Genomic DNA, 25,101 nt, shown 5'->3' with positions numbered 1-25,101 from the left:
TGGAGCATGGAGTCATTTCGCCTGTCCCCTGCCGTCGCAAGACATTGGGGATCACCGCATAACAAATATGGAGCACATACATGGCGTGGAATCAGCCCGGTAATAACGGACAAGACCGCGACCCGTGGGGAAGCAGCAAACCTGGCGGCAACTCTGAGGGAAATGGAAACAAAGGTGGTCGCGAACAGGGGCCGCCCGATCTGGATGATATCTTCCGCAAACTGAGCAAAAAGCTTGGTGGCCTCGGCGGCGGTAAGAGTGGTTCTGGCGGCGGTACAACCCAGGGGCCTCGTGCGCCAATGGGTGGTCGCATCGTCGGTATCGCAGCGGCAGCCGTCGTCATTATCTGGGCAGCCAGCGGATTCTATACCATTAAAGAAGCCGAACGTGGCGTGGTTACGCGCTTTGGTAAGTTCAGCCATCTGGTTGAGCCGGGCCTGAACTGGAAGCCGACGTTTATCGACGAAGTGACGCCGGTGAACGTGGAGGCCGTGCGTGAACTGGCCGCTTCCGGCGTGATGCTGACCTCTGACGAAAACGTGGTGCGCGTTGAGATGAACGTGCAGTACCGCGTGACCGATCCGCAGCGCTATCTGTTTAGCGTCACCAGCGCCGACGACAGTCTGCGTCAGGCGACCGACAGCGCCCTGCGTGGTGTCATCGGTAAATACACCATGGACCGCATTTTGACGGAAGGTCGTACCGTTATTCGTAGCGATACCCAGCGCGAGCTGGAAGAAACCATTCGTCCGTACAACATGGGTATCACCCTGCTGGACGTCAACTTCCAGGCTGCTCGTCCGCCGGAAGAAGTGAAGTCTTCCTTCGATGATGCGATTGCCGCACGTGAAAACGAGCAGCAATACATTCGTGAAGCGGAAGCGTACACCAACGAAGTTCAGCCGCGTGCAAACGGTCAGGCGCAACGTATTCTGGAAGAGGCGCGCGCCTATAAGACGCAAACCGTTCTGGAAGCACAGGGTGAAGTGGCTCGCTTTGCTAAGATCCTGCCGGAGTATAAAGCTGCACCGCAGATCACCCGTGAGCGTCTCTACATCGAGACCATGGAAAAAGTCCTGAGCCATACGCGTAAAGTGCTGGTTAACGATAATAAAGGTGGCAACCTGATGGTTCTGCCGCTCGACCAGATGCTGAAAGGCGGGAACACTTCCGGTGCAAAGAACGATAACAGCGGGGCCAACAACCTGCTGCGTCTGCCGCCGGCGTCTTCCTCCAGCAACAGCGGAGCGAGGAACTCATCGTCCACCAGTCAGGGCGACATTATGGACCAACGCCGCGCTAACGCGCAGCGTAACGACTACCAGCGTCAGGGGGAATAACGATGCGTAAGTCAGTTATCGCGATTATCATCATCGTGCTGGTAGTGCTGTACACCTCTATCTTTGTGGTTAAAGAAGGTGAGCGTGGGATCAAGTTCCAGTTCAGCAGCGTCGTGCGTGACGGCGACAAAAAACCGTTGATTTATGAGCCGGGCCTGCACTTTAAAGTCCCGTTCATTCAGTCGGTTAAAATGCTGGATGCACGTATTCAGACCATGGACAACCAGGCCGATCGCTTTGTGACCAAAGAGAAAAAAGACCTGATCGTTGACTCCTATATCAAATGGCGCATCAGCGATTTCAGCCGCTACTTCCTGGCAACAGGCGGTGGTGACGTTTCTCAGGCAGAAGTGCTGCTGAAACGTAAGTTCTCTGACCGCCTGCGTTCTGAAATTGGTCGTCTGGATGTGAAAGACATCGTCACCGATTCCCGTGGTCGTCTGACCCTGGAAGTGCGTGATGCGCTGAACTCCGGTTCTGCGGGTACCGAAGACGAAGTGGAAACGCCAGCCGCGGATAACGCGATTGCCGAAGCCGCTGAGCGCGTCACCGCTGAAACCAACGGGAAAGTGCCGGTCATCAACCCGAACAGTATGGCGGCGTTAGGTATTGAAGTGGTCGACGTGCGTATCAAGCAGATCAACCTGCCGACCGAAGTGTCCGAAGCGATTTACAACCGTATGCGTGCTGAGCGTGAAGCGGTTGCCCGTCGCCACCGTTCACAAGGTCAGGAAGAGGCTGAAAAGCTGCGCGCGGCGGCTGACTATGAAGTCACCAAAACGCTGGCGGAAGCTGAGCGTCAGGGCCGTATCCTGCGCGGTGAAGGCGATGCCGAAGCGGCTAAACTGTTTGCTGACGCATTCAGTCAGGATCCAGACTTCTATGCCTTTATCCGTAGCCTGCGTGCCTATGAAAGCAGCTTCCAGAGCAATCAGGACGTAATGGTTCTGAGCCCGGACAGCGATTTCTTCCGCTACATGAAAACGCCGAACGCAACGGCGCGTTAATCGCCCGCTCACAGCGTTAGTGCTTAAAAACCACCGCATCTTCGGATGCCGGTGGTTTTCTTTTATAAGGACGAAAAATGAACTCCACAATCTGGCTCGCGCTGGCGTTAGTTTTGGTGCTGGAAGGGCTTGGCCCGATGCTTTATCCGAAGGCCTGGCGCAAAATGATCGCTACGATGACCCAATTACCCGATACGATGTTGCGCCGATTTGGCGGCGGTCTTGTGGTTGCGGGCATTGTGATCTACTACATGTTGACGAAAACGATTAGCTGAACAAAAAACGGCCATTTCAGCATGATTTCGAATATAAAAAGTGCTGTATATCTGAAAAAGCGATGGTAGAATCCATTTTTAAGCAAACGGTGATTTTGAAAAATGGGTAACAACGTCGTCGTACTGGGCACCCAATGGGGTGACGAAGGTAAAGGGAAGATCGTCGATCTCCTGACTGAACGGGCTAAATATGTGGTACGCTACCAGGGCGGTCACAACGCAGGCCATACTCTCGTAATCAACGGTGAAAAAACCGTCCTCCATCTTATTCCATCAGGTATTCTTCGCGAAAACGTCACCAGCATCATCGGTAACGGCGTAGTGCTGTCTCCTGCTGCGCTGATGAAAGAGATGAAAGAACTGGAAGACCGTGGTATCCCGGTTCGTGAACGTCTGCTGCTCTCTGAAGCATGCCCGCTGATCCTCGACTATCACGTTGCGCTGGATAACGCACGTGAGAAAGCGCGTGGCGCGAAAGCGATCGGTACTACCGGTCGTGGTATCGGCCCGGCTTATGAAGATAAAGTCGCGCGTCGCGGTCTGCGTGTTGGCGATCTGTTCGACAAAGAAACCTTCGCTGAAAAACTGAAAGAAGTGATGGAATATCACAACTTCCAGTTGGTGAATTACTACAAAGTCGACGCAGTTGACTACCAGAAAGTGCTGGACGATGTCATGGCGGTTGCCGACATCCTGACCGGTATGGTTGTTGATGTGTCTGACCTGCTGGACCAGGCGCGCAAACGTGGCGATTTCGTCATGTTCGAAGGCGCGCAGGGTACGCTGCTGGATATCGACCACGGTACCTATCCGTACGTAACATCTTCCAACACCACTGCGGGTGGCGTGGCGACCGGCTCCGGCCTGGGCCCGCGTTATGTTGACTACGTACTGGGTATCATCAAAGCTTACTCCACTCGCGTGGGTGCGGGTCCGTTCCCGACTGAGCTGTTTGATGACACAGGCGAATTCCTGTGCAAACAGGGTAACGAATACGGTGCAACCACCGGTCGTCGCCGTCGTACCGGTTGGCTGGATACCGTTGCGGTTCGCCGCGCGGTGCAGATCAACTCCCTGTCTGGCTTCTGCCTGACCAAACTGGACGTACTGGACGGCCTGAAAGAGGTTAAACTCTGCGTGGCTTACCGTATGCCGGATGGTCGTGAAGTTACCACCACTCCGCTGGCAGCAGACGACTGGGAAGGTATCGAACCGATTTACGAAACCATGCCTGGCTGGTCTGAATCCACTTTCGGCGTGAAAGAGCGTAGCGGCCTGCCACAGGCAGCGCTGAACTACATCAAGCGTATCGAAGAAGTGACCGGTGTGCCGATTGATATTATCTCTACCGGCCCGGACCGTACCGAAACCATGATTCTGCGCGACCCGTTCGACGCATAATGAATGGAAATGCCCGGTAACGAGAGTCACCGGGCCTGTAGGCCGGATAATGCACATTGCGCTGTATCCGGCTTAATATCTTGCAAGATCCGCGCTTTTTTCCTTCCCGCACCGAAAAAATTAGCGACCTGGCTGGTGGCTGGTTTATCATCAATATAAATATTCGAAATTATTCTTCCCGAGTTCCTGTTCCCCTGAGGTTGATGTGCAGTTAACAAGCTTTACCGATTATGGATTACGTGCGCTTATCTACATGGCGTCGTTGCCAGATGGCAAGATGACCAGTATCTCTGAAGTGACAGAGGTCTACGGCGTGTCACGTAACCATATGGTGAAAATCATCAACCAGCTAAGCCGCGCGGGCTACGTGACGGCAGTGCGGGGGAAAAATGGCGGGATCCGGCTGGGCAAGCCGGCGGAGACGATTCGCGTAGGCGACGTTGTCCGCGAACTGGAACCTCTCTCGCTGGTGAATTGCAGCAGTGAGTTCTGCCACATCACACCAGCCTGTCGATTGAAACAGGCACTTTCTCAAGCCGTGCAAAGTTTTCTCAAGGAACTGGATAACTACACACTGGCCGATTTGGTTGAAGAGAATCAACCGCTTTATAAATTATTGATGGTGGAGTGACGAAAATCTCTGCCAAAGATGACAACGGAGGAACCGATATGTCACAAGACCCTTTCCTGGACCGCGAAGCTGAAAAATACGCCAATCCTATCCCGAGCCGGGAATTTATCCTCGATCATTTAACAAAACGTGAAAAACCTGCCAATCGTGAAGAGCTGGCGGTTGAACTGAACATTGAAGGCGAAGAGCAGATAGAAGCGCTTCGCCGTCGCCTGCGCGCCATGGAGCGTGATGGGCAACTCGTCTTTACCCGCCGCCAGTGCTATGCGCTGCCGGAGCGCCTCGACCTGCTGAAAGGCATGGTTATCGGTCATCGTGATGGCTATGGCTTCCTGCGCGTAGAGGGGCGTAAAGACGACCTGTATCTCTCCAGCGAGCAGATGAAAGTCTGCATGCATGGCGACCAGGTGCTGGCGCAACCGCTGGGCGCGGACCGTAAGGGCCGTCGCGAAGCGCGTATTGTGCGCGTGCTGGAGCCGAGAACCGGGCAAATCGTTGGCCGCTACTTCACCGATGCGGGCGTCGGTTTTGTTGTGCCCGACGACAGTCGCCTGAGCTTTGATATTCTCATCCCGCCAGAGGCGGTGATGGGCGCGCGTATGGGCTTTGTGGTGGTGGTTGAACTGACCCAGCGCCCAACCCGCCGCACCAAGGCGATTGGTAAAATTGTCGAAGTGCTCGGCGATAACATGGGCACCGGCATGGCCGTTGACATGGCGCTGCGTACGCATGAAATCCCTTACGTTTGGCCGCCAGCGGTAGAAGCGCAGGTTGCCGGGCTGAAAGAGCAGGTGCCGGAAGAAGCGAAAATTGGCCGTGTTGACCTGCGTGATTTACCGCTGGTGACTATCGACGGTGAAGACGCCCGTGACTTTGACGATGCGGTTTACTGCGAGAAAAAACGCGGTGGCGGCTGGCGTCTGTGGGTGGCGATTGCCGACGTAAGCTATTACGTTCGTCCTCCAACCCCGCTGGACAAAGAGGCGCGCAACCGTGGTACGTCCGTTTACTTCCCGTCGCAGGTTGTACCGATGCTGCCGGAAGTGCTCTCTAACGGCCTGTGTTCGCTGAATCCGCAGGTTGACCGCCTGTGTATGGTCTGCGAAATGACCGTCTCATCCAAAGGCCGCTTAACGGGTTATAAATTCTATGAAGCGGTGATGAGCTCGCACGCGCGTCTGACCTACACCAAAGTGTGGCATATGCTGCAGGGCGATCAGGATTTGCGTGAGCAGTATGCGCCGCTGGTTAAGCACATCGAAGAGCTGCATAACCTCTATAAAGTGCTGGACCAGGCACGTGCTGAACGCGGCGGTATCTCGTTCGAAAGCGAAGAAGCGAAGTTTATCTTCAACGCAGAACGTCGTATCGAACGCATTGAGCAGACGCAGCGTAATGATGCGCACAAACTGATTGAAGAGTGCATGATTCTGGCGAACATCTCGGCGGCGCGTTTCGTTGAGAAAGCGAAAGAACCGGCGCTGTTCCGTATTCACGATAAGCCAACGACGGAAGCGATTACCGCATTCCGTTCGGTTCTGTCGGAGCTGGGTCTGGAACTGCCTGGCGGTAATAAGCCGGAGCCGCGCGATTACGCCGAGCTGCTGGAATCCGTCGCTGACCGTCCTGACGCCGAAATGCTGCAAACCATGTTGCTGCGTTCGATGAAGCAGGCGATTTACGACCCGGAAAACCGGGGTCACTTCGGCCTGGCGTTGCAGTCGTACGCGCACTTTACCTCGCCGATCCGTCGTTATCCTGATCTGTCGCTGCACCGCGCCATTAAGTATCTGCTGGCGAAAGAGCAGGGCCATAAAGGCAACACCACGGAGACCGGTGGCTATCACTACTCGATGGAAGAGATGCTGCAACTCGGTCAGCACTGTTCTATGGCCGAACGCCGCGCTGATGAAGCCACACGTGACGTCGCGGATTGGCTTAAGTGTGACTTCATGCAGGATCAGGTGGGTAACGTCTTCAAAGGCGTGATTGCCAGCGTGACCGGCTTCGGCTTCTTTGTCCGTCTTGATGAGCTGTTTATCGATGGCCTGGTCCACGTTTCATCGCTGGATAACGATTACTATCGTTTTGACCAGATTGGTCAGCGTTTGATTGGTGAATCCGGCGGGCAGACCTATCGTCTGGGCGACCGCGTAGAAGTTCGCGTGGAAGCGGTAAATATGGACGAGCGCAAGATTGACTTCTCGCTGATTTCCAGCGAACGCGCGCCGCGTAATGTCGGCAAAACTGAACGCGAAAAAGCGAAGAAAGGCCCGGCGAATAAAAACGGCAGTCGCCGTCGTCAGGTTGGCAAGAAAGTGAATTTTGAGCCGGACAGCGCATTCCGCGGTGAGAAAAAGCAGAAACCTAAAGCCGCGAAAAAAGCGAAGAAGCCATCGGCGAAAACGCAAAAAATCGCCGCTGCGACGAAAGCAAAACGCGCAGCGAAGAAGAAAGTGGCGGAGTAAAATTCGCCCCTCACCCTAACCCTCTCCCAAAGGGAGAGGGAACCGATCGAGCCGATGTTTGGTCCGGCGCCGGTTTTCCCCCTCTCCCTCAGGGAGAGGGCGGGGTGAGGGTGACCTGATAACAAAGTTAACAACGAGTCCATCAATGAGTGAAATGATTTACGGTATCCACGCAGTCCAGGCCCTGCTGGAGCGCGCTCCTGAACGTTTTCAGGAAGTCTTTATTTTAAAAGGCCGCGAAGATAAACGTTTGTTGCCGCTGATCCACGCGCTGGAAGCGCAGGGCGTGGTTATCCAGTTGGCCAACCGCCAGTATCTGGATGAGAAAAGCGAAGGTGCCGTGCATCAGGGCATTATTGCGCGCGTGAAGCCGGACCGTCAGTATCAGGAAAACGATCTGCCGGATCTGATCGCTTCGCTGGAAAACCCGTTCCTGTTGATCCTCGATGGCGTCACCGATCCGCACAACCTCGGTGCCTGCCTGCGTAGCGCCGATGCGGCGGGCGTGCATGCGGTGATTGTTCCGCGCGACCGCTCTGCACAGCTTAACGCGACCGCGAAGAAAGTGGCCTGTGGTGCGGCGGAAAACGTACCGCTGATCCGCGTGACCAACCTGGCGCGCACCATGCGTCTGCTGCAGGAAGAAAACATCTGGATCGTCGGTACCGCTGGCGAAGCGGATCACACCCTCTATCAGAGCAAAATGACCGGCCGTATGGCGCTGGTGATGGGCGCAGAAGGCGAAGGTATGCGCCGTTTGACCCGTGAGCACTGCGATGAGCTGATCAGTATTCCAATGGCGGGCAGCGTCTCCTCACTGAACGTTTCCGTCGCAACGGGCATCTGCCTGTTTGAAGCGGTACGCCAGCGCGGTTAATGCATCATGCATTGAAATCAAGCCATCCCACGGGATGGCTTTTTTGTGACCGCCATCCGGCGCCAAATCCTTACCTCTGTCCATACTTAAGGCACTGCCACTTGACGGAGGGAGACACATGTCCTGGCAAACGCACACCGTTTTTAATCAGCCTGGCCCGTTAAATAACAGCAATCTGTTTTTGTCCGATGGCGCATTGCGCGAGGCGCTGGTCCGCGAAGGCGCAGGCTGGGACAGCGATCTGCTGGCCAGTATTGGTCAGCAACTGGGTACCGCCGAATCGCTGGAGCTTGGGCGGCTCGCCAACACCAATCCCCCTGAGCTTCTGCGCTACGACGCCACCGGCACGCGTCTGGACGACGTTCGTTTTCATCCCGCGTGGCATCTGCTGATGCAGGGGCTGTGCGCCAACCGGGTACACAACCTGCCGTGGGAAGAGGATGCACGAGCGGGCTCGTTCGTTGCCCGCGCCGCGCGTTTTATGCTGCATGCGCAGGTGGAAGCCGGAACGCTGTGCCCGATTACCATGACGTTTGCTGCCACTCCCTTGCTGCAACAGGCGCTACCAGGCGAGTTTAAAGCGTGGCTTACGCCGCTTCTGAGCGATCGCTACGATCCGCATTTGTTGCCCGGCGGGCAAAAACGCGGGTTGCTGATTGGTATGGGAATGACAGAAAAGCAGGGTGGTTCGGATGTGTTAAGCAATACCACGCGTGCGGAGCGTCTGGCGGACGGCAGCTATCGGCTGGTGGGACACAAATGGTTTTTCTCAGTGCCGCAAAGCGATGCGCATCTGGTGCTGGCGCAGGCCACTGGCGGGCTTTCCTGTTTCTTCGTACCGCGTCTGTTGCCCGACGGGCAGCGCAATGCCATTCGTATCGAACGCCTGAAAGATAAGCTCGGTAACTGTTCTAACGCCAGCAGTGAGGTTGAATTTCAGGACGCTATCGGCTGGCTGCTGGGCGAAGAGGGCGAGGGCGTGCGGCAAATTCTACGCATGGGTGGCCTGACACGTTTTGATTGCGCAATGGGCAGCCACAGCATGATGCGTCGGGCGCTGTCGGTGGCGCTTTATCATGCCTTCCAGCGTCAGGCGTTTGGCAAGAATCTGGTCGATTTACCGCTGATGCGCCAGGTGCTGGGGCGAATGGCATTACAGCTTGAAGGACAAACGGCGTTTCTGTTTCGCCTTGCTGGCGCATGGGGACGGCAGTCACATGAGGCTGAGCGCCTTTGGGCGCGGCTGTTTACACCAGCGGCGAAATTAGCCATCTGCAAGGCGGGTATGCCGTTTGTCGCCGAGGCGATGGAAGTGCTGGGCGGTTCCGGATATTGCGAGGAGAGCGAACTGCCGCGTCTCTATCGCGAAATGCCGGTGAACAGTATCTGGGAAGGCTCCGGGAATATCATGTGCCTGGATGTGCTGCGCGTGCTGATAAAGCAGCCGGATGCGCTGGAACTGCTGGCGGAGATGTGCGGCGACGTGAAAGGCCAGGATCGCCACTACGATCGCCAGTGGCGGCAGTTGCAACAGCGTTTACGCAAGCCGTCGGAAGCACAGGGGCGCGAAATTGCGATGCAAATCTATTTATTGGGTACGGGCGCGCAGATGCTGAAATATGCGTCACCACCGATGGCGCAGGCCTGGTGTCGAATGATGCTGGATACGCGCGGCGGCGTGTTGCTTAACGAACAGGTTATCAGTGATGTACTGCTGAGGGCGACAGGAGGCGTGTGAGGAAAAGGCGACGTCGTGGAAGAGCGGCTTTCTGCCGGTTACTCTTCCACGCGTTTTATTGTCTCAGGCATAGATAATCGCCTGTGCTCGCCAGTTGTCCGGTTGCTGCTCTTCGTACATCTGAACAATGCGATACCAGGAAGCACCTTGTTCATCCGCTTTCTGGGCGATGGCATCTTCGACATCTTGCTGGCTACCGGAAATATTGTTCACGGAAATCAGCCCGATTTCGTTGAGGCCGGTAACACAATCCGCGCTGGCAAACTCTGCAGACTGTGCCGCAGTTGTATTTGCGCCGCCAGAGAAGAGCAGGGTAGATAAGGTAAGAGATCGTTTCATCGTCAGCTCCATATACAAAACCCAATTGGGCAGTCCATAGCAGACGTCAGGGCATTCTTTCATTCGCTCCTTCGAATGAATTATTGGTGACGCCATATTGCATCAGGGAAACGTGAATAAGGTACAAACCTGCGTAAATATGATTCAACAATGTTGTTCATTATTTACGGTAAAGGATGGCCTGCGAATACCACTGCCCCGGAACCACCGTGCTGTCATCAATCATTATGATGACGTAGTAATCCGCTTTGGCCGCAGTCGCTTTGGCTTTCAGCGCGGCTTCGACATCCATTGGCGAGCCATATATCATGACGCTGATGGTGCCCATCCGCTGCAAACCTTCCGTCTGGTTACGACGAATCTCTTGTGGAGTATCCGTTGCCGCTGGAGGGGCCGTAGGCGTACCTTCCAGAATGCTGCAACTGCTCAACAGTAACGCCAGTAACAGAGGAGTAAAGCGACGCATAACCATATCCCGTTTCCTGATATTCACAGTGTAGTGGTATAAGGAAATTCCCATTAGGGGAATGTTCCCGATTTGTTATCTCAAGCGCTATTTTCGAATGAAAATCTCACGAAAGTGCAACTGGGTTCTCAATGTTAAAAATCAGACAAAGGATCATCTGCTAAAGCCCCACTGCTTTGCCTGATATTCAGTATGCCGGAAGGAGGCAACCGATGATTGAACTGGAAATGCGCATGCTCGCGGGGAATGAAATCCTGCATGCGTTCCCGAAAGGCTGCGCCGAACAACCGCTGCCATGCATCGTGTTTTATCATGGATTTACCTCCTCAAACATGGTTTACAGCTATTTTGCTGTCGCGCTGGCGCAGGCCGGTTTTCGCGTGGTGATGCCGAGCGCGGCCGAACACGGAACGCGCTTTAACGGTGACGAGCAGCAACGGTTACAGCACTTCTGGCAGATTCTACTGCAAAACTTTCATGAGTTTCCGGCATTGCAGGAAGCGCTATACCGTGAGCGACTGGTGAGCGAGGGGCGTCTTGCGGTGGCAGGGGCCTCGATGGGCGGAATGACGGCACTGGGGATCATGACGCATCATCCTGAGCTTAAATGCGTGGCCAGCCTGATGGGGTCGGGCTATTTCAGTTCGCTGTCCACAACGCTATTCCCACCCGCGAAAGCGCAGCGTGCTGGCCTTGCGCCGCTGCTGGCCGAGTGGGATGTCAGCCAGCAACTCGCCCGTGTCGCAGACAGGCCACTGCTGCTTTGGCACGGTGATGCTGACGATGTGGTGCCGCCTGATGAAACATTTCGACTGCAGCAGGCGTTGAAGCGCGACCAACTGGACGCTAATTTGACCTGTGTCTGGCAAGCTGGCGTGCGTCATCGCATTACACCAGAAGCCTTAACCCGCACCGTGGATTTCTTTACGCGCCATCTCTAAACGCGCAGCACCTGCACGCCTTGTGCTTCCAGCGCTTTGAGGATATCCGGGTCAGCCTGCTTGCCGGTGATAACCATATCGATTTCATCGGCGCGGCTGAACAGCATGCCTGCTCGCTCGCCGATTTTGCTGCTATCGACCAGCACGGCGAGTTTACCGACAACATTGAGCATCTTTTGCTCGGCCATCGCGGTGAGCATGTCGGTTTTATACAACCCTTCGGCGGTAAGACCCTTACCGCTGGTGAACATCCAGTGGCCTGCGTAAAGGCTGTTTTCGCTGCCCTGAGGGCTGAGCGTAATCGCATGGCTGCGGTTGTATTGCCCGCCCATGATGATCACGCTGTCATGTTCCTGCTCAATCAGATAGTTCGCCAGCGGCAAATAGTTAGTGATGATTTGCACCGGTTTTCCGCAGATTTCCTGCCCCAGCAGAAAAGCGGTTGACCCGCAGTTAATGACCACGCTTTCACCGGGCATCACCAGCTGGGATGCGGCTCTGGCGATACGCACTTTCTCATCGTGATTCTGCGCCTGATGAATATTCATCGGTGACCAGCGCGGGCGCGGTTGATTGATAGCTTCGGCACCGTTGCGCACTTTTTTCAGTTTGCCGCTTTCATCAAGCTTGTTGATGTCCCGGCGGGCGGTGGCCGGTGAAATCCCCAGTCGGGTCATCACCTGTTCTACGGTGACAAAGCCTGTCTGCGCCAGCAGTTCGAGTAAAATTTGATGCCTTTGCGCTTCCGTCATGAGCTAATCCGATAAAAAATGATGAGCAAAGATGATATTTGAAATGTCGTGAAAATACTATGTCAGGAAAGAGCCGGATAGGATCTATCCGGCAAGGCAGTGGATTACAGGAATGATTTGAAAGGCAGATCCGGTTCAATGGTGAAGCAATCGTCGAAACCACGCGGATAATGGTACTCAAAATTGTCTTTATCCAGCGGCCAGGTGAATTTGCCGCCAACCTGCCAGATAAACGGCTTAAAGCCATACTTCAGACGATCTTTTTTCATCTCCCACAGCACGCGGATCTCTTGCGGATCGGCCTGGAAGTTTGACCAGATATCATGGTGGAACGGGATCACCACTTTCGTATTCAGCGCTTCTGCCATACGCAGGATATCAGCGCTGGTCATTTTGTCGGTGATACCACGTGGGTTTTCACCGTATGAACCTAATGCCACGTCGATCTGATGCTCGTTACCGTGCTTCGCATAGTAGTTAGAGTAGTGGGAATCGCCACTGTGATACAGGGTGCCGCCCGGCGTTTTGAACAGATAGTTCACCGCGCGCTCGTCCATGCCGTCAGGCAGTACGCCCGCCGCTTTTTGATCGGCTGGCAGGGTGATTAACGCCGTGCGGTCGAATGCATCAAGCGCATGAATTTCGATATCTTTTACTTTCACCACGTCGCCCGGTTTAACCACGATGCAGCGGTCTTTCGGCACACCCCAGCCGATCCATAAATCCACGCAGGTTTTCGGCCCAATAAACGGGACATCATCAGCGCAGTTTTGCATAACCGCGGCGGCGACGTTGACGTCGATGTGATCGTTATGATCATGGGTGGCGAGTACGGCGTCGATCTGACGAATGGCAAACGGATCAAGAACAAATGGGGTGGTGCGCAGGTTAGGCTGCAGTTTTTTCACGCCTGCCATGCGCTGCATCTGGTGACCTTGCTTCATAAGCGGGTTGCCGTGGCTCTGCTTGCCAGTCCCGCACCAGAAATCGACGCAGATATTGGTGTTACCCTCAGATTTCAACCAGATACCGGTACATCCCAGCCACCACATCGCAAATGTTCCCGGTGCGACTTTCTCCTGCTCGATTTCTTCATTCAGCCAACTGCCCCATTCCGGGAAGGTGCTCAGGATCCAGGATTCACGCGTGATGGTTTCTACTTTACTCATGATTTATCCCTCTCTGTGTTCTCAAAATACGTCATTAAGTGATTTGTTATGATTGATAATGACGCTGTTTTTTCAAGAATGCAACGGGCTTTGATCACAAGATGTGCAGGAGACGACGTCCCTTTGTGTTTTTTGTAACGGTTTGAATCAAAGTGTTTTATGGGTATTTTCATGATTTTAAAGAAATTATCTTATCGATAATCAGAATCATTTTTCTCCATGTTTTGATGGTGGTTATTATTGCGGCGCAAGTCACATTTAATCAAATTAAATCTTGTTGTGATTACTTTTGATTATTAGAGTGAGCGTACAAAACAGACAGACGCACGCTGACCGCTGCGCCTTCAATCCCGGAGAGCGTTATGGATATCCTCTACAACATCTTTACCGTCTTTTTTAATCAGGTAATGACCAATGCCCCGCTGTTGCTGGGTATTGTGACTTGCCTGGGTTACATCCTGCTGCGTAAAAGCGTCAGCGTGATTATCAAAGGCACCATCAAAACGATTATCGGTTTTATGCTGCTGCAGGCCGGGTCCGGCATCCTGACCAGCACCTTCAAACCGGTGGTGGCGAAAATGTCGGAAGTTTATGGCATCAACGGGGCGATTTCAGATACTTACGCTTCGATGATGGCGACCATTGAGCGCATGGGCGATGCCTATAGCTGGGTGGGGTACGCGGTGTTGCTGGCTCTGGCGCTGAACATCTGTTACGTGCTGCTGCGTCGCATTACCGGTATTCGTACCATCATGCTGACGGGGCATATCATGTTCCAGCAGGCGGGGCTGATTGCCGTTACGTTGTTTATTTTCGGTTACTCCATGTGGACCACCATTATCTGCACCGCGATTCTGGTTTCGCTCTACTGGGGTATTACCTCCAACATGATGTATAAGCCGACTCAGGAAGTGACGGACGGCTGTGGTTTCTCCATCGGTCACCAGCAGCAGTTTGCATCATGGATTGCTTATAAAGTTGCGCCGTTCCTCGGCAAAAAAGAGGAGAGCGTTGAAGACCTCAAACTGCCAGGCTGGCTGAACATTTTCCACGACAACATCGTCTCCACGGCGATTGTCATGACCATCTTCTTTGGTGCCATTTTGCTCTCCTTCGGTATCGACACCGTGCAGGCGATGGCAGGTAAAGTGAACTGGACGGTGTACATCCTGCAAACCGGTTTCTCCTTTGCGGTGGCGATCTTCATCATCACTCAGGGCGTGCGCATGTTTGTGGCGGAACTATCTGAAGCGTTTAACGGTATCTCCCAGCGCCTGATCCCCGGTGCGGTTCTGGCGATTGACTGTGCGGCCATCTATAGCTTCGCGCCGAACGCTGTGGTTTGGGGCTTTATGTGGGGCACCATCGGTCAACTGATTGCAGTTGGCATCCTGGTCGCCTGCGGCTCTTCCATTCTGATTATCCCTGGCTTTATCCCGATGTTCTTCTCTAACGCCACTATCGGCGTGTTTGCTAACCACTTCGGTGGCTGGCGCGCGGCGCTGAAGATTTGTCTGGTGATGGGGATGATTGAAATCTTTGGTTGCGTCTGGGCGGTGAAACTCACCGGTATGAGCGCCTGGATGGGCATGGCGGACTGGTCGATTCTGGCACCGCCGATGATGCAGGGCTTCTTCTCCATCGGCATCGCCTTTATGGCCGTCATCATTGTCATTGCACTGGCTTATATGTTCTTCGCTGGCCGCGCGCTGCGCGCAGAAGAAGATGCAGAAAAACAACTGGCAGAACAGTCTGCTTAATAAGGAGTTTTAATTATGACCGTACGTATTCTGGCTGTGTGTGGTAACGGACAAGGCAGTTCCATGATCATGAAAATGAAAGTGGACCAGTTTTTAACCCAGTCGAACATCGACCACACGGTAAACAGCTGCGCGGTTGGCGAATACAAAAGCGAGTTGAGCGGCGCGGATATCATCATCGCTTCTACCCACATCGCGGGTGAAATCACCGTGACCGGCAACAAATATGTCGTTGGCGTGCGCAACATGCTCTCTCCTGCTGACTTTGGCCCGAAACTGCTGGAAGTGATCAAAGAACATTTCCCGCAGGACGTGAAGTAAGGGCGCGCTATGAAATTACGTGATTCGCTGGCGGAGAATAAATCTATCCGTCTGCAGGCTGAAGCTGAGACATGGCAGGACGCAGTGAAAATCGGCGTTGACCTGCTGGTGGCGGCAGATGTGGTAGAGCCGCGTTACTACCAGGCGATTCTGGATGCGGTTGAACAACACGGCCCGTACTTTGTGCTCGCACCGGGCCTGGCAATGCCGCATGGTCGCCCGGAAGAGGGCGTTAAGAAAACCGGTTTTGCGCTGGTGACGCTGAAAAAGCCGCTGGAGTTCAACCACGAAGATAACGACCCGGTGGATATCCTCATCACCATGGCGGCGGTCGATGCCAACACGCATCAGGAAGTGGGCATCATGCAGATCGTCAACCTGTTTGAAGATGAAGAGAATTTCGACCGTTTACGCGCCTGCCGTACCGAGCAGGAAGTCCTGGATCTTATTGACCGCACCAACGCGGCAGCTTAAGAAGGAATTAAAGATGTCATTACCGATGTTGCAAGTCGCGCTGGACAACCAGACTATGGCTAGCGCCTACGAAACTACTCGCCTGATTGCCGAAGAAGTCGACATTATCGAAGTGGGCACCATTCTGTGCGTGGGCGAAGGCGTGCGTGCGGTTCGCGATCTGAAAGCGCTTTATCCGCACAAAATCGTGCTGGCAGACGCCAAAATCGCCGATGCGGGCAAAATCCTTTCTCGTATGTGCTTTGAAGCCAACGCTGACTGGGTGACCGTAATTTGCTGTGCAGATATCAACACCGCCAAAGGCGCGCTGGACGTGGCAAAAGAGTTTAATGGCGACGTGCAGATCGAACTGACCGGTTACTGGACCTGGGAACAGGCGCAGCAGTGGCGCGACGCAGGTATCCAGCAGGTGGTTTATCACCGCAGCCGTGACGCGCAGGCCGCAGGCGTGGCGTGGGGCGAAGCGGATATCACCGCGATCAAACGTCTTTCCGATATGGGCTTCAAAGTCACCGTCACCGGTGGCCTGGCGCTGGAAGACCTGCCGCTGTTCAAAGGCATTCCGATTCATGTGTTTATCGCTGGGCGTAGTATCCGTGATGCCGCCTCTCCGGTTGAAGCCGCGCGTCAGTTCAAACGTTCCATCGCCGAACTGTGGGGCTAAGGAGCGGATATGTTGTCCAAACAAATCCCGCTTGGCATCTACGAAAAAGCGCTCCCCGCCGGGGAGTGCTGGCTGGAACGGCTGCAACTGGCAAAAACGTTAGGCTTCGATTTTGTCGAGATGTCGGTAGATGAAACGGACGATCGCCTCTCGCGCCTTGACTGGAGCCGCGAGCAGCGTCTGGCGCTGGTGAACGCGATTGTTGAAACCGGCGTGCGCGTACCATCCATGTGCCTTTCTGCTCATCGTCGTTTCCCGCTGGGCAGCGAAGATGACGCAGTGCGGGCGCAGGGGCTGGAGATTATGCGCAAAGCTATCCAGTTCGCCCAGGATGTCGGTATTCGCGTGATCCAACTGGCGGGCTACGACGTTTACTATCAGGAAGCCAATAACGAAACGCGTCGTCGTTTCCGTGACGGCCTGAAAGAGAGCGTTGAGATGGCGAGCCGCGCGCAGGTGACGCTGGCAATGGAGATCATGGATTACCCGTTGATGAACTCCATCAGCAAGGCGCTGGGTTACGCGCACTATCTTAACAACCCGTGGTTCCAGCTCTACCCGGATATCGGCAACTTGTCGGCGTGGGACAACGACGTGCAGATGGAATTGCAGGCCGGAATCGGGCATATCGTCGCGGTGCATGTGAAAGACACCAAACCAGGCGTCTTCAAAAACGTCCCGTTTGGCGAAGGCGTAGTGGATTTCGAACGTTGCTTCGAAACGCTCAAACAGAGTGGTTATTGCGGGCCGTACCTGATTGAGATGTGGAGCGAAACGGCGGAAGACCCGGCGGCAGAAGTGGCGAAAGCGCGTGATTGGGTGAAAGCGCGCATGGCCAAAGCCGGCATGGTGGAGGCGGCATAATGCAAAAGCTAAAACAGCAGGTATTTGAAGCCAATATGGATCTGCCGCGCTACGGGCTGGTGACCTTTACCTGGGGCAACGTCAGCGCCATTGACCGCGAACGCGGGCTGGTGGTGATCAAGCCCAGCGGCGTTGCCTACGAAACCATGAAAGCAGACGATATGGTGGTGGTTGATATGAGCGGCAAGGTGGTGGAAGGGGAGTATCGTCCGTCTTCCGACACCGCGACGCATCTTGAGCTCTACCGCCGTTATCCGTCGCTTGGCGGCATTGTCCATACCCATTCCACGCATGCCACCGCATGGGCGCAGGCGGGGCTGGCTATTCCGGCATTAGGCACTACGCACGCTGACTACTTCTTTGGCGATATCCCCTGTACGCGCGGGTTAAGCGAAGAAGAAGTGCAGGGGGAATACGAGCTAAACACTGGCAAAGTGATTATCGAAACGCTGGGTGACGCCGAGCCGCTGCATACGCCGGGAATTGTGGTGTATCAGCACGGGCCATTCGCCTGGGGGAAAGATGCTCACGATGCGGTGCATAACGCGGTGGTGATGGAAGAAGTGGCGAAAATGGCGTGGATAGCCCGCGGCATTAACCCACAACTGAATCACATCGACAGCTATCTCATGAATAAACATTTCATGCGGAAGCACGGTCCCAACGCTTATTACGGGCAGAAGTAACTAAGCGCCCCGTTGCCGAATCTCCTCAGGGATGTCATCGGTCAGGCGACGGGGCCTTTCTCTACTGCATCGTTATGATGCTTAACGATAAATATCAGCACTTGCATGTATCACGCCATTACTCCCCGGCTCATGCATTAATATCGGGCGGAAGTATTTCGCGCCCTGAGCATCGCTCTCTTTATTCAGCGCCAGCTCAGCCTCGCTGACCGTCGCGAGATTATGGTTAATATAAATGACCCCTAAGCTCTGCACATCGTCCATATTGCGAGCCTGATGGGCGTCGATTTTGATGGCGGCGGAGACGTTTGCACTTAGAAACAGCGCCGCGAGAATGGCAATGGTAATGTTTTTCATCCTGTACGCTCCACTTCAGCACTGACGTTACGGTAACTTCGCTCCTCTCAATACGGTTGTTCTCTGAGTAAAGTGTAATCATTTCTCTTAGGGCAAATCGTGACCATTTTTGATGGGGTTGTTCAAAAAAGCAGCGCATCTCATGCTGTTTGATTCTAAATCATCGCCTTAGACCTGCTTTACGCTTTGTGCGAATTATTTGTGCAATCACCTTGAGTTTCACGGGGCATACCAGTATTATGACGCGTCAATTTTTCAGCCGCCCTTTAACACGTTCCTTGCCTCCATGGGCCGCGGCTGACCCAGACAGGAGGCTGAATAATCCGTAAGGAGCAATTCGATGCGTCATTACGAAATCGTTTTTATGGTCCATCCTGACCAGAGCGAACAGGTTCCGGGCATGATCGAGCGCTACACTGGTGCAATCACTGCAGCAGAAGGTACGATCCACCGTCTGGAAGACTGGGGCCGCCGTCAGCTGGCTTATCCGATCAACAAACTGCACAAAGCTCACTACGTTCTGCTGAACGTTGAAGCTCCGCAGGAAGCGATCGATGAGCTGGAAACTAACTTCCGCTTCAACGATGCCGTTATCCGCAGCATGGTTATGCGTACTAAACACGCTGTTACCGAAGCATCTCCGATGGTTAAAGCGAAAGACGAGCGTCGTGAACGTCGCGATGATTTCGCAAACGAAACCGCAGATGATGCTGAAGCTGGGGATTCTGAAGAGTAATTTCTGATGACCAACCGTCTGGCGCTGTCCGGCACCGTGTGCAGGGCTCCCCTTCGAAAGGTCAGTCCATCAGGAATTCCTCACTGCCAGTTCGTGCTTGAGCATCGTTCTGTGCAAGAGGAAGCCGGCTTTCACCGGCAGGCGTGGTGCCAAATGCCCGTTATTATTAGCGGACACGAAAACCAGGCCATTACTCACAGTATAACGGTCGGTAGCGCAGTAACTGTTCAGGGTTTTATCTCTTGCCACAAAGCAAAGAATGGCCTGACAAAAATGGTTCTGCATGCCGAGCAGATTGAATTGATAGATTCTGGAGACTAGCCATATGGCACGTTATTTCCGTCGTCGCAAGTTCTGCCGTTTCACCGCGGAAGGCGTTCAAGAGATCGACTATAAAGATATCGCTACGCTGAAAAACTACATCACCGAAAGCGGTAAGATTGTCCCAAGCCGTATCACCGGTACCCGTGCAAAATACCAGCGTCAGCTGGCTCGCGCTATCAAACGCGCTCGCTACCTGTCCCTGCTGCCGTACACTGATCGTCATCAGTAATCGGTCACGGTCCATTAATACGACTTTGAGAGGATAAGGTAATGCAAGTTATTCTGCTTGATAAAGTAGCAAACCTGGGTAGCCTGGGTGATCAGGTTAACGTTAAAGCGGGCTATGCTCGTAACTTCCTGGTACCACAGGGTAAAGCTGTTCCTGCTACCAAGAAAAACGTTGAGTTCTTCGAAGCACGTCGCGCTGAACTGGAAGCTAAACTGGCTGACGTTCTGGCTGCTGCTAACGCACGCGCTGAAGCAATCAACGCACTGGGCACCGTTACTATCGCGTCTAAATCTGGCGACGAAGGTAAACTGTTCGGTTCCATCGGTACTCGCGACATCGCTGATGCAGTTTCTGCTGCTGGCGTTGCTGTTGCTAAGAGCGAAGTTCGTCTGCCGAACGGCGTTCTGCGTACCACTGGTGAGCATGAAGTTGACTTCCAGGTTCACAGCGAAGTATTCGCTAAACTGGTTGTAAACGTTGTTGCTGAGTAATTAATTACTCATCACCACGACAAGACGCCGGCCCTGTGCCGGCGTTTTGCTTTTTATGGCACCCGCTTTAATGCTGGTATGGTAGCTATTTCTCATACAATCCATGATAATAAATGAAACGTTATTTTAACTCTGGTGTATGGAATGGAAACTGCCTGCCCGGCTCCTGTCTTTGCGCGTAAACATGTCGCTTACGCCTGTGCAACACTCTGTTGCCTGCTGTGGGGAAGCTCTTACCCCGCCATCAAAAACGGTTATGAACTCTTTCACATCGCGACTGACGATATCCCGTCGAAGATAGTCTTTGCGGGCTACCGGTTTCTGTTTGCCGGGCTGGTGTTGCTGCTTTTCGCGCTGGCGCAGCGTAAACCTATCGCGCGTCTGAGCGGTCGCCAGTTCGGTCAGCTCACACTGCTGGGCCTCACGCAAACCTCCATCCAGTACGCCTTCTTTTACATCGGCCTGGCGTTCACGACGGGCGTGAAGGGGTCCATCATGAATGCGACAGGCACCTTCTTCAGCGTGCTGCTGGCGCACTTTATCTATCAGAATGACCGCCTGAGCTATAACAAAACCATCGGCTGCGTGCTGGGTTTTATCGGCGTGATGCTGGTGAACTTCAACCACTCGCTGGCGGATTTCAGCTTTGTCTGGCAGGGGGATGGTTTTGTCGTACTGGCCGCCTTTATCCTGTCGGCAGCCACGTTGTATGGCAAGCGTATATCACAAACGGTCGACCCGACGGTCATGACGGGCTGGCAACTGGCGATCGGCGGTGGCGCGCTGGTGGTGGGCGGCTATCTTACGGGCGGGCATCTGGCCATCGAGAGCACGACGGCGCTGGCGATCCTCGCCTACCTCATTTTCCTCTCATCCGTCGCTTTCGCTCTGTGGAGCGTGATTCTCAAATACAACCGCGTCAGTATGATTGCGCCATTTAACTTCGTTATTCCGGTCGCGGGAACGGTGCTCTCCGCTATCTTCCTCGGTGAAAATATTCTCGACGTGAAATACGCGGTGGCGCTGGTACTGGTGTGTTCGGGGATTTGGTGGGTAAATAAGGTCAGCAAAAAGTAAGGTCAGCCCGATGATGTCATCATCGGGCTAAAGCATTACCGCGCGCGAATAAAACTGCCGTTCGGCTGGCGGGTGAACAGCACCTGCCCATTTCCGGTATCAATGGTTAGCCCAGTGACGACACCACTGGCATTCTGGCGAATTTGCACCATTTGGCCGTTTTGCAGGTTGCTCAATGGCTTGCCCGCGCCTTCAACCTGTGCCATCGCATAGACATCGGTTGCCGGCAGATTATGGTCGCGGAACAGCTGTGCCAGTGTTTTACCGGGTTCTACGCGGTAGGAGCGCCACTGCTGGTCGATGCCCTGATTTTCCTGGAACGGCTGCGTTTGCGGCTGGCTTTGCGCCTGCTCTTGCTCCTGCGGTTGTTCTTCCGGAATTGGCTCTGGTTCAACAGGCGCCACCAGCCCGGGGTCATTGCTTGGCGTCACCAGTTGCGTTTGCATTGGCGCGTTATCGGGCTGTGGGCGTGATTGTGACTGCACATCGAGCTGCGCAGTGCGGCTTACCGGGTCGGACGTTGTGTCGTCGTTTGACGGCAGCAGGAAGCCGATGACCACCGCCAGTGCAGCAATAATAATGCCGCGACGGTGCATGGTTGGTAGCGGGTCCATGATGCGAAGATTATCCGGCGCATGCCAAATCTTCACCAGCGTAGGTTTTAACTCAAATCGCCCGGGCATGGTTTTCCTCCTGCTCCGCGTCTTTTATTATCCTTGTCACGAGTATAGCTGGCTAACTGCCTGAACGGCGTGGCAAAGCGCGCTTTCGCAACATAAGCATCGGTAAGGTTATTCTCACAACCCATTGTTTCTTTTTCCCCGCGATTTGTCATCTTTCCTGACACAAAGTTTACCGTAAAGAGCATGACTGTTATGCTGCCCGCTACTTTATACCCGAAGAAAGGAAAGACAATGGCCACCCCGACTTTTGACACCATCGAAGCACAGGCAAGCTACGGTATCGGCCTGCAGGTAGGACAGCAACTGAGCGAGTCCGGTTTGCAGGGCCTGCTGCCGGAAGCGCTGGTAGCTGGCATCGCCGACGCACTGGAAGGCAAACAGCCTGCTGTGCCGGTTGAAGCTGTGCACCGTGCACTGCGTGAAATTCACGAACGTGCTGATGCCGTGCGTAAAGAACGTTTTGCGGCGATGGCGGCAGACGGTGTGAAATACCTGGAAGAAAACCGTGAAAAAGAAGGCGTAAACAGCACCGAATCCGGTCTGCAATTCCGCGTTCTGACTCAGGGTGAAGGCGCTATTCCGGCGCGCACCGACCATGTTCGCGTGCACTACACCGGTAAACTGATCGACGGCACCGTATTCGACAGCTCCGTTGCGCGTGGCGAACCGGCTGAATTCCCGGTTAACGGCGTTATCGCAGGCTGGATCGAAGCGCTGACCCTGATGCCGGTTGGCTCTAAATGGGAACTGACAATTCCTCATGAGCTGGCTTATGGCGAACGTGGTGCGGGTGCATCTATTCCTCCGTTCAGTACCCTGGTATTTGAAGTCGAGCTGCTGGAAATCCTGTAAGCCCGCGTCATCCCCTCTCCTTATGGTGAGGGGATATTTAAAATGAGTAGTAAATTCTTAAGTTAGACATTTGCTGGAGTTTTATCTTGCAAATACATCTATTGCGTGTATTTTTGTGACGTGATTCCCATAGTTGGAGTGATATAACACTCACTTTCAACATATAATTAACATTATATTCAAATCATAGTATTCATCCCGCCGATTCTTACCTAATATCGAGTCATCCTATTTATGGGATCGTCTCATTAGATGAAATAAAGGCCACAAGAGCCTGCACAACACAGACAGAACCAACAGGAAGAAAATTACATGGTAGATCAGATAAAAGTCGCAGCCGACGAAGAACAGGCTCCGGCTGAACAATCGCTGCGGCGAAACCTCACGAACCGGCATATTCAGCTTATTGCCATTGGTGGCGCAATTGGTACCGGGCTGTTTATGGGTTCCGGGAAAACCATTAGCCTTGCCGGCCCGTCGATTATTTTTGTCTATATGATAATCGGCTTTATGCTCTTCTTCGTGATGCGTGCGATGGGCGAGCTGCTGTTATCCAACCTCGAATATAAATCTTTCAGCGACTTCGCCGCCGACCTGCTTGGCCCGTGGGCGGGATATTTCACCGGCTGGACCTACTGGTTCTGTTGGGTGGTCACCGGCATGGCCGACGTTGTGGCGATAACCGCCTATGCGCAGTTCTGGTTCCCCGGGCTGTCGGACTGGGTGGCTTCGCTCGCCGTTGTCGTGCTGCTGCTGAGCCTGAACCTCGCGACCGTGAAGATGTTCGGTGAGATGGAGTTCTGGTTTGCGATGATCAAAATCGTCGCCATTGTGGGGCTGATTGTCGTTGGCCTGGTGATGATCCTGATGCACTTCCAGGCACCAAACGGCACCGAGGCCTCATTTGCGCACCTCTGGAATGACGGCGGCTGGTTCCCGAAAGGCATTAGCGGCTTCTTTGCAGGCTTCCAGATAGCGGTCTTCGCTTTCGTGGGGATTGAGCTGGTGGGTACGACGGCAGCGGAAACCAAAGACCCGGAGAAATCCCTGCCGCGTGCAATCAACTCGATTCCTGTTCGTATCATCATGTTCTACGTCTTCGCGCTGATCATCATCATGTCGGTCACCCCGTGGAGTTCTGTGGTGCCTGAGAAGAGCCCGTTCGTCGAACTGTTTATGCTGGTAGGCCTTCCTGCGGCGGCAAGCATTATCAACTTTGTGGTGCTGACGTCAGCGGCGTCTTCCGCGAACAGCGGCGTATTCTCAACCAGCCGTATGCTGTTCGGCCTGGCGCAGGACGGCGTGGCACCGAAAGCGTTCGCCAAGCTCTCTAAACGCGCGGTACCGGCGAAAGGGCTGACCTTCTCCTGTATCTGCCTGCTGGGTGGCGTGGTGCTGCTGTATGTGAACCCAAGCGTGATCGCGGCGTTTACCATGATCACCACCGTCTCCGCGATTCTGTTTATGTTCGTGTGGACGATTATCCTGTGTTCTTACCTGGTGTACCGCAAACAGCGTCCGCATCTGCACGAGAAATCGATCTACAAGATGCCGCTGGGTAAAGTGATGTGCTGGGTCTGCATGGCGTTCTTTGCGTTCGTTATCGTCCTGCTGACGCTGGAAACCGATACCCGTCAGGCGCTGATCGTCACCCCGCTGTGGTTCGTGATTCTGGGGCTGGGCTGGATGTTCTTGAGAAAGAAAGCCATCGCCAAATAAGCGGATGAGAAATGTCAAAAAGGTGCTTAACGGCACCTTTTTTTATGCCTGTCTAAACGTATTCCGAAAAATGAAATTAGCTGTATAAATAAACAGTGTTTTGCGCGGTGAAGGGTATGATTGCTGGCGGGTGCCTGAGGCTTTCTGACTTCAGGCTACTGCGGAGGTCGGAAAGAGGAGGCCCCAGGAAGATGTTAACTATCAACCTGAGGCTGACTACCCGACCCAAACAATCGGATAGTAGCCTCTTCTTCGCATGGAGGCAACGCGATGCTGACAAAATACGCCCTTGTGGCAATCATAGTGCTCTGTTTTACGGTGCTGGGATTGGCGTTAATGATGGGAGATTCGCTCTGCGAATTGAGCGTCAAGGAGCGCGGTATTGAGTTTAAGGCTGTTCTCGCTTGCGAAACGAAGAAATAGCCGTTATGCGGGGAGCAATCCCATAAGCGCTAACTTA

At 54.0% G+C, this 25,101-nt stretch carries 30 protein-coding genes; 23 read left to right on the top strand and 7 right to left on the bottom strand.

Annotated features, from left to right (window positions below):
- The first annotated feature begins 80 nt into the window (after positions 1-80).
- The 8 genes from hflK to F0Q32_RS24035 all read left to right on the top strand — a co-directional run bounded on the left by hflK (position 81) and on the right by F0Q32_RS24035 (position 9,737).
- A complete protein-coding gene (gene hflK / locus F0Q32_RS24070; protein ID WP_149464972.1) occupies positions 81-1,340 on the top strand; it encodes an FtsH protease activity modulator HflK in 1,260 nt (419 codons plus the stop codon).
- A 2-nt stretch (positions 1,341-1,342) separates the two neighbouring features.
- Positions 1,343-2,347 carry a protease modulator HflC gene (hflC, locus tag F0Q32_RS24065; RefSeq protein ID WP_149464971.1) on the top strand — a complete coding sequence of 335 codons (1,005 nt, stop codon included), beginning with the start codon at positions 1,343-1,345 and terminating at the stop codon, positions 2,345-2,347.
- Between the two features lie 77 nt (positions 2,348-2,424).
- Entirely contained in the window at positions 2,425-2,622 is a 198-nt protein-coding gene (locus F0Q32_RS24060) for a DUF2065 domain-containing protein (RefSeq protein WP_015966209.1), read from the top strand.
- Between the two features lie 102 nt (positions 2,623-2,724).
- A complete protein-coding gene (gene purA / locus F0Q32_RS24055) occupies positions 2,725-4,023 on the top strand; it encodes an adenylosuccinate synthase (protein WP_015966208.1) in 1,299 nt (432 codons plus the stop codon).
- A gap of 205 nt (positions 4,024-4,228) precedes the next feature.
- Positions 4,229-4,654: a nitric oxide-sensing transcriptional repressor NsrR gene (nsrR, locus tag F0Q32_RS24050; protein ID WP_149464970.1), complete on the top strand. Its 426-nt coding sequence runs from the start codon at positions 4,229-4,231 to the stop codon at positions 4,652-4,654.
- Between the two features lie 38 nt (positions 4,655-4,692).
- Positions 4,693-7,122, top strand: a complete 2,430-nt coding sequence (gene rnr, locus F0Q32_RS24045) for a ribonuclease R (protein ID WP_149464969.1) — start codon at positions 4,693-4,695, stop codon at positions 7,120-7,122.
- Between the two features lie 145 nt (positions 7,123-7,267).
- Positions 7,268-7,999 carry a 23S rRNA (guanosine(2251)-2'-O)-methyltransferase RlmB gene (gene rlmB / locus F0Q32_RS24040; RefSeq protein WP_149464968.1) on the top strand — a complete coding sequence of 244 codons (732 nt, stop codon included), beginning with the start codon at positions 7,268-7,270 and terminating at the stop codon, positions 7,997-7,999.
- Between the two features lie 118 nt (positions 8,000-8,117).
- Positions 8,118-9,737, top strand: coding sequence for an isovaleryl-CoA dehydrogenase (locus tag F0Q32_RS24035; RefSeq protein WP_149464967.1), 1,620 nt, complete (start codon positions 8,118-8,120; stop codon positions 9,735-9,737).
- Positions 9,738-9,800: 63 nt separating this feature from the next.
- Here F0Q32_RS24035 and yjfN read toward each other — a convergent pair whose 3' ends face one another.
- Entirely contained in the window at positions 9,801-10,076 is a 276-nt protein-coding gene (gene yjfN, locus F0Q32_RS24030) for a DUF1471 family protease activator YjfN (protein ID WP_188016910.1), read from the bottom strand.
- A gap of 160 nt (positions 10,077-10,236) precedes the next feature.
- Positions 10,237-10,548: a biofilm peroxide resistance protein BsmA gene (bsmA, locus tag F0Q32_RS24025; RefSeq protein WP_149464966.1), complete on the bottom strand. Its 312-nt coding sequence runs from the start codon at positions 10,546-10,548 to the stop codon at positions 10,237-10,239.
- A gap of 206 nt (positions 10,549-10,754) precedes the next feature.
- Between bsmA and yjfP the strand changes: the two genes are divergently transcribed.
- On the top strand, positions 10,755-11,483 hold the full coding sequence (gene yjfP, locus F0Q32_RS24020) for an esterase (protein ID WP_149464965.1): 729 nt from the start codon (positions 10,755-10,757) through the stop codon (positions 11,481-11,483).
- Here yjfP and ulaR read toward each other — a convergent pair.
- Both ulaR and ulaG read right to left on the bottom strand, forming a co-directional pair.
- A complete protein-coding gene (ulaR, locus tag F0Q32_RS24015; RefSeq protein WP_149464964.1) occupies positions 11,480-12,235 on the bottom strand; it encodes an HTH-type transcriptional regulator UlaR in 756 nt (251 codons plus the stop codon). The two genes, yjfP and ulaR, sit on opposite strands and share 4 nt — an antisense overlap.
- A gap of 104 nt (positions 12,236-12,339) precedes the next feature.
- Complete coding sequence (gene ulaG, locus F0Q32_RS24010; protein WP_149464963.1) at positions 12,340-13,404, bottom strand: L-ascorbate 6-phosphate lactonase; 1,065 nt, start codon at positions 13,402-13,404, stop codon at positions 12,340-12,342.
- Between the two features lie 362 nt (positions 13,405-13,766).
- Here ulaG and ulaA point away from each other — a divergent pair, with 362 nt between their 5' ends.
- From ulaA to ulaF, 6 genes are read left to right on the top strand one after another with little or no spacing between them, the layout of a single operon-like run.
- Positions 13,767-15,164, top strand: coding sequence for a PTS ascorbate transporter subunit IIC (gene ulaA / locus F0Q32_RS24005; RefSeq protein WP_130216711.1), 1,398 nt, complete (start codon positions 13,767-13,769; stop codon positions 15,162-15,164).
- Between the two features lie 15 nt (positions 15,165-15,179).
- Positions 15,180-15,485 (top strand): PTS ascorbate transporter subunit IIB, encoded by a 306-nt coding sequence (gene ulaB / locus F0Q32_RS24000; protein WP_000218362.1) that lies wholly within the window; start codon positions 15,180-15,182, stop codon positions 15,483-15,485.
- A gap of 9 nt (positions 15,486-15,494) precedes the next feature.
- A complete protein-coding gene (gene ulaC / locus F0Q32_RS23995) occupies positions 15,495-15,959 on the top strand; it encodes a PTS ascorbate transporter subunit IIA (RefSeq protein ID WP_000776505.1) in 465 nt (154 codons plus the stop codon).
- 13 nt (positions 15,960-15,972) lie between these two features.
- Positions 15,973-16,623 (top strand): 3-keto-L-gulonate-6-phosphate decarboxylase UlaD, encoded by a 651-nt coding sequence (ulaD, locus tag F0Q32_RS23990; protein WP_000056740.1) that lies wholly within the window; start codon positions 15,973-15,975, stop codon positions 16,621-16,623.
- 9 nt (positions 16,624-16,632) lie between these two features.
- Positions 16,633-17,487: an L-ribulose-5-phosphate 3-epimerase UlaE gene (gene ulaE / locus F0Q32_RS23985; RefSeq protein WP_000949498.1), complete on the top strand. Its 855-nt coding sequence runs from the start codon at positions 16,633-16,635 to the stop codon at positions 17,485-17,487.
- Positions 17,487-18,173 (top strand): L-ribulose-5-phosphate 4-epimerase UlaF, encoded by a 687-nt coding sequence (gene ulaF, locus F0Q32_RS23980; protein ID WP_001170804.1) that lies wholly within the window; start codon positions 17,487-17,489, stop codon positions 18,171-18,173. The genes ulaE and ulaF overlap by 1 nt, the downstream gene beginning before the upstream one ends.
- 81 nt (positions 18,174-18,254) lie before the next feature.
- On the opposite strand, the gene yjfY is transcribed toward ulaF, so the two are convergent.
- On the bottom strand, positions 18,255-18,530 hold the full coding sequence (gene yjfY, locus F0Q32_RS23975) for a DUF1471 family protein YjfY (protein WP_149464962.1): 276 nt from the start codon (positions 18,528-18,530) through the stop codon (positions 18,255-18,257).
- Positions 18,531-18,870: 340 nt separating this feature from the next.
- Between yjfY and rpsF the strand changes: the two genes are divergently transcribed.
- From rpsF to F0Q32_RS23950, 5 genes are all read left to right on the top strand, one after another.
- On the top strand, positions 18,871-19,266 hold the full coding sequence (gene rpsF / locus F0Q32_RS23970; protein ID WP_015966190.1) for a 30S ribosomal protein S6: 396 nt from the start codon (positions 18,871-18,873) through the stop codon (positions 19,264-19,266).
- Between the two features lie 6 nt (positions 19,267-19,272).
- Complete coding sequence (priB, locus tag F0Q32_RS23965; RefSeq protein WP_015966189.1) at positions 19,273-19,587, top strand: primosomal replication protein N; 315 nt, start codon at positions 19,273-19,275, stop codon at positions 19,585-19,587.
- Between the two features lie 4 nt (positions 19,588-19,591).
- The gene (rpsR, locus tag F0Q32_RS23960; protein ID WP_000135199.1) at positions 19,592-19,819 is read left to right on the top strand and encodes a 30S ribosomal protein S18; all 228 of its coding nucleotides are present in this window, start codon (positions 19,592-19,594) and stop codon (positions 19,817-19,819) included.
- A gap of 41 nt (positions 19,820-19,860) precedes the next feature.
- Positions 19,861-20,310, top strand: a complete 450-nt coding sequence (gene rplI / locus F0Q32_RS23955; protein WP_015368607.1) for a 50S ribosomal protein L9 — start codon at positions 19,861-19,863, stop codon at positions 20,308-20,310.
- A gap of 144 nt (positions 20,311-20,454) precedes the next feature.
- A complete protein-coding gene (locus F0Q32_RS23950) occupies positions 20,455-21,387 on the top strand; it encodes a DMT family transporter (RefSeq protein ID WP_149464961.1) in 933 nt (310 codons plus the stop codon).
- 35 nt (positions 21,388-21,422) lie between these two features.
- Here the strand turns inward: F0Q32_RS23950 and F0Q32_RS23945 are convergent, their stop codons facing one another.
- Both F0Q32_RS23945 and F0Q32_RS26255 read right to left on the bottom strand, forming a co-directional pair.
- The gene (locus tag F0Q32_RS23945) at positions 21,423-22,070 is read right to left on the bottom strand and encodes a LysM-like peptidoglycan-binding domain-containing protein (protein WP_149464960.1); all 648 of its coding nucleotides are present in this window, start codon (positions 22,068-22,070) and stop codon (positions 21,423-21,425) included.
- Positions 22,049-22,309, bottom strand: coding sequence for a hypothetical protein (locus tag F0Q32_RS26255; RefSeq protein WP_188016909.1), 261 nt, complete (start codon positions 22,307-22,309; stop codon positions 22,049-22,051). Before F0Q32_RS26255 ends, F0Q32_RS23945 begins: the two co-directional genes overlap by 22 nt.
- On the opposite strand from F0Q32_RS26255, the gene fklB reads away from it, so the two are divergent.
- The 3 genes from fklB (at position 22,302) to F0Q32_RS26250 (ending at position 25,064) form a co-directional block, all read left to right on the top strand.
- The gene (fklB, locus tag F0Q32_RS23940) at positions 22,302-22,922 is read left to right on the top strand and encodes an FKBP-type peptidyl-prolyl cis-trans isomerase (protein ID WP_188016908.1); all 621 of its coding nucleotides are present in this window, start codon (positions 22,302-22,304) and stop codon (positions 22,920-22,922) included. The genes F0Q32_RS26255 and fklB overlap by 8 nt on opposite strands.
- A gap of 312 nt (positions 22,923-23,234) precedes the next feature.
- On the top strand, positions 23,235-24,641 hold the full coding sequence (gene cycA / locus F0Q32_RS23935; RefSeq protein ID WP_149464958.1) for a D-serine/D-alanine/glycine transporter: 1,407 nt from the start codon (positions 23,235-23,237) through the stop codon (positions 24,639-24,641).
- A gap of 270 nt (positions 24,642-24,911) precedes the next feature.
- A complete protein-coding gene (locus F0Q32_RS26250) occupies positions 24,912-25,064 on the top strand; it encodes a Hok/Gef family protein (RefSeq protein ID WP_188016907.1) in 153 nt (50 codons plus the stop codon).
- The last annotated feature ends 37 nt before the right edge of the window (positions 25,065-25,101 follow it).

Source organism: Pseudocitrobacter sp. 73, assembly GCF_008369545.1.
Taxonomy (GTDB): domain Bacteria; phylum Pseudomonadota; class Gammaproteobacteria; order Enterobacterales; family Enterobacteriaceae; genus Pseudocitrobacter; species Pseudocitrobacter vendiensis.
Note: the sequence above shows the minus strand (reverse complement) of the source record. Positions and strands in the feature narration are given on the sequence as shown.